The organism is Alteromonas sp. 14N.309.X.WAT.G.H12 (assembly GCF_036697315.1).
Taxonomy (GTDB): Bacteria; Pseudomonadota; Gammaproteobacteria; order Enterobacterales; family Alteromonadaceae; genus Alteromonas.
The window spans coordinates 21755-27902 of record NZ_JBAHZB010000048.1 but is presented as its reverse complement, the minus strand read 5'-3'; the positions used below and the strand labels follow the sequence as shown (position 1 = coordinate 27902).

Sequence of the window (6148 nt, the reverse complement as noted above, 5' to 3'; positions counted from 1 at the left end):
ATCCACAGCAGACCAAACGCATTATCGCCCTCACCCGCCCCGACGAAGATAAGCATTTAAAGCAGGACAAGCATATGGCAAACCCAGCGCCTCCGATCAATATCGAGGAAATGATTGGCCTTAACGGGCCGGTAATCAATGCCAACACCAGTGTTGCCAAAGTCACTATGCAGGCCGGTGAAAAACTGCCACTGAGTTACAATAAAACAAACACCGAAGTCGTTATTGTGGTGAGTGGAAGTGGCGAAGTCACTGTGGATGGGCATAAACATGATCTGGTACCCAATGCCGTTGTGTTGCTGCCCCCCATGGTGAAATACCGTTTTAAAGCGCACAGCGATCTGGTGTTCTACGCGGTGGTGTCCCCGGCATTTGTGCCAGACGATCATGTTGAGTTAACGGAGTAAATTATCATGTTTAGCTTTAAAAACTGGTGTTTTCTTTTAGTCGGCTTTTTCACCGTTACTAAGAAGGTCATTCCCAAAAAATAACACTCTAGTTAGAAGGGGGAATGCATGGGCTAGATGAGGAACGAAGTGACGTGGCCGCCACGTTTTTGCATCCCGTGGGGTTGGGTGATAGATGCTTACTTTGGCAAACCCTCAAATTCTGGCACATCCCCTAAGCCCTCTTCCCAATCAGCTTTTCGGGATGAAAAGATATGCGCTGTGGGTGCCATAGTGATTTCAGTATCTAAGCATCCCGCCGGAACGACGAGTAATCCTGGGATCTGCGTACTTGGCAATGCCGACCCACACACCTTACAAAAGCTCTTGTTATGACGAGTGCCTGGAAGCGTAAAGGTCGTCACTGCATCGGCACCCGACAGCCAAACCACTTTAGCTGACTGTGAGAATAAATTTGCAGCATGAGCCGACCCCGTATCTTTTTGACAATGCTGACAATGACACAGGTAGAAACTTTCGAAGTCCCCCTGAACCTCAAATTTTACGATGCCACATAGGCAAGAACCAACATGCTTAGTCATTCGATTTCCTCTATAGCCTACATATGACGCACACAAAGACACAATGACTTGCTAAGTTCACTTTTCCGAGAATTCCTTGAGGATTTCCATTGTAGGAGTAGGCTTTGTTACCCAAACACCATTTTCCATTACCTGCATTGTTTCGTTAAAGCCGCCTTGGGAATCAAAATATTGAATTACATCGCTATAGAAATTTTCAATTAACTCAACGTCTCTGTCGCTAGTGAGTGGGGTCTTTATTGAATCAACAATGAGTACTTTTGCAGATACTTGGCCACGCAGGAACAATCTAGCTTGTTCCACATTCCCTTCTTCTATGTTTTTGAGAGCTTGTAGCATAAAACGGCCATTGTCCACATGCTCTTTCGTGTAAGTATTTGCCTGAGCTGAGTAGTTAATGAGGAACGCCGAAAAGAAGCCCAACCCAAAAACAATTAAGGTAAAAACGCCACCAATAACGCCAATTAACATTCTCGATTTCATACACTCTCCTTGTAACTATAACGTCAGAATCGAACGATCCCCTCATAAATTAGAGCGGATTCGATAATATAGACAGGCATGGCGAAATTTTATCTTTTAATTGTACGATATGTCGCCCAAACGAAAAGTAACCAAGTGTTTTTTGCCCCGCTTTAAATTCTTGTTAGCTGTATCTACACTAATACTACTTAATAAAATAACCAACAGGAGGCCCTTTACCACTACTTTTACTTAGCGTTAAAGTATCAATTTTGTTGGGCCATTCCCTTGCTGCCGTTGAACCTGAAGATTCATTTGCAGAAACAAAAGAAGAACTGCGCGTTATAGTGCGATGATGCGCCTTGTTAGCCCAATCACCTCACGGTTGCAGTTTTGCTGCCATGTGCCACAACGTCTGTTTAAATATCATTCACTTCCCTGTTTTAATTTACCTTAAACAACCAGCAATTAAACGACAAGTATTTTTACAAATTACGTTTGCTGAAACGAAGAAAACTGCGCTGCCAATGAACCACCAAACGAATACCACGCGTTGCGAATCACTCTTAGACTGTTTGCTGTGCGCTATTGACTTACAATGCACTGAAACCATAATTCGGTATATATTGGTACTTAGAAAAAGCGAATGGCTAAAAATACCGGCATTCCCCTTGGAAACCAGTTTGATGACTTTATTGCTGGCCAAATTTAAATGATAAAGGCAATAAGCATAATCCATTGAAGGCTTTGGCTGCGCATAAGAAGTTGAGCTTAAACAAATTGATAGACGAGTTGTCTACATAAGGGATAGCTGAATTTGAAACTAAGGTAAGATTTAAAGCGATTGCTGCTACTGGAGACAAAAAGAAAGGTTTAGAACGTCTAGATAAACTTGATTCACATTTTGGCAGCTAACGCCTTGCTCACCGGAAAATAAGGAGCGTAGCGAGTAATTTTTCCGTGTGCAGCAATTTGTTATGCATTTATGTTAACAGGTAATCGTCTGGTTTATCACTTCCCGTATCCAGCGGTGCGCACTGTGACCGTGATTGCGCTCATGCCACACCATACCAACTGAGAATCCTGCCGACTTAATAGGAGACTCTACTACTTTCAGATCTTTGCGCTCAGCAACTAAACGTTGCGGCACCAGCGCTACAAGGTTTGATTGAGAGACGAGCTCGGGGATAAGCAGAAATGAAGCAGCCGATAAAATAACCTTGCGTGAGTGCCCCAGCGTTTCCAAAATCTGGTCAATGGATGTATAAAAATTGCCTCCACTGAGCGAAACAACAACATGCTCAAGCTGAACATAATCTTCAATCATCATCCCATCAAAAATATGCGGATGATCTCGGCGCCCAACAAGCACATAGATTTCATCATATAAATGCCTGGAACGTAAAAAAGGCGGTGCTTCATTCGGTGTCATGAGAGCAAGATCCACTTCGCCGTCTGCCATCTGAGCTTCCAATCGCGTTGGTTCCAGATTCCGTAATCCAACTCTAATATTTGGAGCTTTCCGTCTCAACTCTTTAACAACAGACAATCCGAGTAAAGCTTGAAGGTAGTCGGTACAAGCCAATATCAAGGTTAGCTTTGCTTGGGTAGGTTCAAAGTGCTGGTGTATTGTCAGCGTATCCCGCACCTGATCTAGGGCACTGTGCAAAGGAGAGCGTAACTCCAAAGCTCTTGCCGTTGGAATCATTCCTCGCTGGGCCGGAATAAGTAGCGGGTCATTAAACATATCCCGTAGTCGGCTCAACTGTGCGCTGACTGTAGGCTGACTTAAATGTAAACGAACAGCAGCCTTGGTGACATTTTGCTCTTCAAGTAATGCCTCCAACGTTGCTAGTAAATTGAGATCTAACCGTTTGGTATCGATATCCTTTTGCCCTATCTAAAAAAACTTCAATTTATCAAATACCTGATTCTATTGCATGCTGCGCTCTGTTTCTACAAAAACCGAGTAATTCACTCGTTAAAACCAATTGAGGAAAAGAGCAATGCCAAAGACAGTACTAGTTGTATATGCACATCCGGAGTCTACATCCCTAACTTGCCAATTCGTGAGGGAAACGATACAAAAGTTAGTGCAGCGAGGTCATACCATCCTCCAATCAGACTTATACGGTATGGGATGGAAAGCGATTTTTGACGAAAGCGACTTTCCAAACCGCATTAACAAGAACCGGCTCGACTTTATCCAGGAGTCTGAGAATGCTTATGCAACCGACCAGCAAACCTTGGACATAGCCACTGAACAACGTAAGCTGCTTGCCGCTGATATAGTCATATTTCATTTCCCACTTTGGTGGTATGGGATGCCAGCTATTCTAAAGGGCTGGATAGACCGAGTTTATGCATACGGATTTGCCTACGGGTATAAAGGCGAAGGAAACCGTTATCGTTATGGAGACGGGATTCTCAAAGGCAAGCGAGCTATACTGTCGGTTATGGTGGGCGGCCCAGCGGAAGACTATGCCCCTCGAGGTATTAATGGACCACTAGACGAACTATTATTTCCAATTACTCACGGCGCACTCTTCTTCCCGGGATTTGATGTGTTACCTACCCATGCTGTTTATGGAACCGGAAAATTGGAAATAACGGCAGCTAAAAAAGAATTTGCGGTTTGGCGTTCTCGTCTTGAGCATATTTTTAATGAGGCACCCATTCCGTTTCGACGTCAGAACAGTGGTGATTATCAGGGTGGAATTCTTTCTGATCATATCTGTTCAGGAAAGTCGGGGCAGTCTATTCACATAGACAATTAATCGTCTATGTGAAAATAAAAATATCGGAAGATAAGTTTTAAGAAGCTGCCCCTAACTTTCCAATAGCGGGCGCAGGCGCGTGGGGCATAATGGCGAAGCCGCCCCGCGTGTATGCGTCCCAGCGAACGCAGTGAGTGTGTTGATTGGGTTGTTATGCATGTGTTTGAAAAAAGTTTGCGATTTTTGAAACAACAACCAAAGCAACAGCCCCAACAACTACAAACAAAAATGCCCAGATCGGTATCCAGATTAAAGCTAGAGCAGATGTTGAAGAGGTATGTTCATCTGTAAATAATGAGTGTTGCATTCCTAAGTACCCGTATAGGATAAATGAAATAGCAAAGAGAGTAATAATCCAAATCCCTACTTTACCGATGATAGACTTAGTTACACTTGATTTTGCAGCAAATAGACCTATTGCGACAAAAGGTATTATGCGAAAGGCAGCGGAGAGTAAATAGCTTTTAGCAGTAGCATATTGAAAAGTCCGCTCAATTGCTTGTGAAAACTCCAAGTTGCCAACGAATATAGCAAGTAAAAATTTGGAAAGGTATTCGTTTAAGAACAAAAATGCCAATATGAGAAATACCCAAAAAATCTTTTTCATAATCCATCCTTTAAATGCATAACTTCCGTTTAAGGGGCGCAGACATGTGGGCTAAAATCCGAACGAAGTGAGCAGCCCACATATTTGCGTTCCAGCCCGCGCAGCGGGCGTGCTTAATTTTTTTGTATGGATAATAACTCACCTAACTTAAATCCTTTTTTATCAATTTAGGGTATTGTGAGACCCAGGCTTTAGCAGCAACTAAAGCTTTCTATTTGGCAGTTCGATTAATTTTTGGCTCCTCAATTGAGAGACCGATAACAAGAAAGAACGCCTCATAGGACTCCAAGCACCACACTCGAATAGTCTACTGGGTCTCGAACCCGCATTATGCAAGCAAGAGTCAGCTTATTATGAACACTATTACAAAGCAAAAAATTAACGTTGGGGTAGATACTGGCAAGTCACAGCTTGATATTTACATCCGGCCTTTGGATATCTTTTTCTCTGTAGAAAATAATGAAATAGGGATCAAAGAAGCGATTGTCCAACTCAAAAAATATCAGCCCGAAAGAATAGTTGTTGAAGCGACGGGCAGGCTAGAAATGCCTTTTGCAATGGCGTGCGCCGAAGCTAAACTTCCGTTTGTCATTGCCCACCCAGTTCACATAAAACGGTTTGCTGGGGCTATAGGGCGACGAGCTAAAACTGATAAGCTCGACGCTAAACTAATAGCGCATTTTAGTGAGGTGATAAAACCTGACTTAACTCAGCTAAAGCCCAAAGCCATGCGCGCTATGAGCGATTTAGTAACGCGTCGCAATCAACTCCTTTCCATGCAAACAATGGAAAAGAATAGAATTCAAATCATGCCGAAAGACCTTGCGATGACGATAAAGCCGATATTAACTGCTTTAAGCAATCAGATAAAAAAGGTCGAAGAAAAGATCATGAAGATGATTGAGTCGACGCCGGAATTTAAAGCGAAAGACCAACTGCTTCAGAGCATGAATGGTGTTGGAAAAGTTGCAGCTGCGTCGATAATAAGTAATCTACCTGAGCTTGGTTATATGACAAACAAACAAGCAGCAGCTTTAGTTGGAGTTGCACCGATCAACAAAGAAAGTGGAAGATATAAAGGGCATCGGAAAATACAGGGTGGCCGGCACCAAGTAAGAACAGTACTATTTATGGCTGTGATGTCAGCGATTCAATCAAACCCTGTATTTAAATCTTATTACGGTAAGTTAGTTAGCGGGGGAAAACCAAAAAAAGTAGCCTTGATTGCTTGTGTCAGAAAAATGGTAATAGTACTGAATTCAATGTTGAGAGATGGCGTGATGTGGGAAGCGCCAAAGGCTCTGAATTAACTAT

General features: G+C 43.0%; 7 protein-coding genes. 3 read left to right on the top strand and 4 right to left on the bottom strand.

Annotation, left to right across the window (positions count from 1 at the left end):
- On the top strand, positions 1–407 hold a 407-nt coding region (locus V5298_RS12875; protein WP_332931852.1), incomplete at its 5' end, for a cupin domain-containing protein.
- A 179-nt stretch (positions 408–586) separates the two neighbouring features.
- Here the strand turns inward: V5298_RS12875 and V5298_RS12870 are convergent.
- The 3 genes from V5298_RS12870 to V5298_RS12860 form a co-directional block, all read right to left on the bottom strand.
- Entirely contained in the window at positions 587–988 is a 402-nt protein-coding gene (locus tag V5298_RS12870) for a GFA family protein (protein WP_332931851.1), read from the bottom strand.
- 57 nt (positions 989–1045) lie between these two features.
- Entirely contained in the window at positions 1046–1471 is a 426-nt protein-coding gene (locus V5298_RS12865) for a hypothetical protein (protein WP_332931850.1), read from the bottom strand.
- 967 nt (positions 1472–2438) lie between these two features.
- Positions 2439–3335 (bottom strand): LysR family transcriptional regulator, encoded by an 897-nt coding sequence (locus V5298_RS12860; RefSeq protein ID WP_332931854.1) that lies wholly within the window; start codon positions 3333–3335, stop codon positions 2439–2441.
- Positions 3336–3456: 121 nt separating this feature from the next.
- On the opposite strand from V5298_RS12860, the gene V5298_RS12855 reads away from it, so the two are divergent.
- A complete protein-coding gene (locus V5298_RS12855) occupies positions 3457–4227 on the top strand; it encodes an NAD(P)H-dependent oxidoreductase (protein ID WP_332931849.1) in 771 nt (256 codons plus the stop codon).
- Positions 4228–4378: 151 nt separating this feature from the next.
- Here V5298_RS12855 and V5298_RS12850 read toward each other — a convergent pair whose 3' ends face one another.
- Entirely contained in the window at positions 4379–4834 is a 456-nt protein-coding gene (locus V5298_RS12850; protein ID WP_332931848.1) for a hypothetical protein, read from the bottom strand.
- Positions 4835–5187: 353 nt separating this feature from the next.
- On the opposite strand from V5298_RS12850, the gene V5298_RS12845 reads away from it, so the two are divergent.
- Positions 5188–6144: an IS110 family transposase gene (locus V5298_RS12845; RefSeq protein ID WP_231519407.1), complete on the top strand. Its 957-nt coding sequence runs from the start codon at positions 5188–5190 to the stop codon at positions 6142–6144.
- Positions 6145–6148 lie beyond the last annotated feature (4 nt).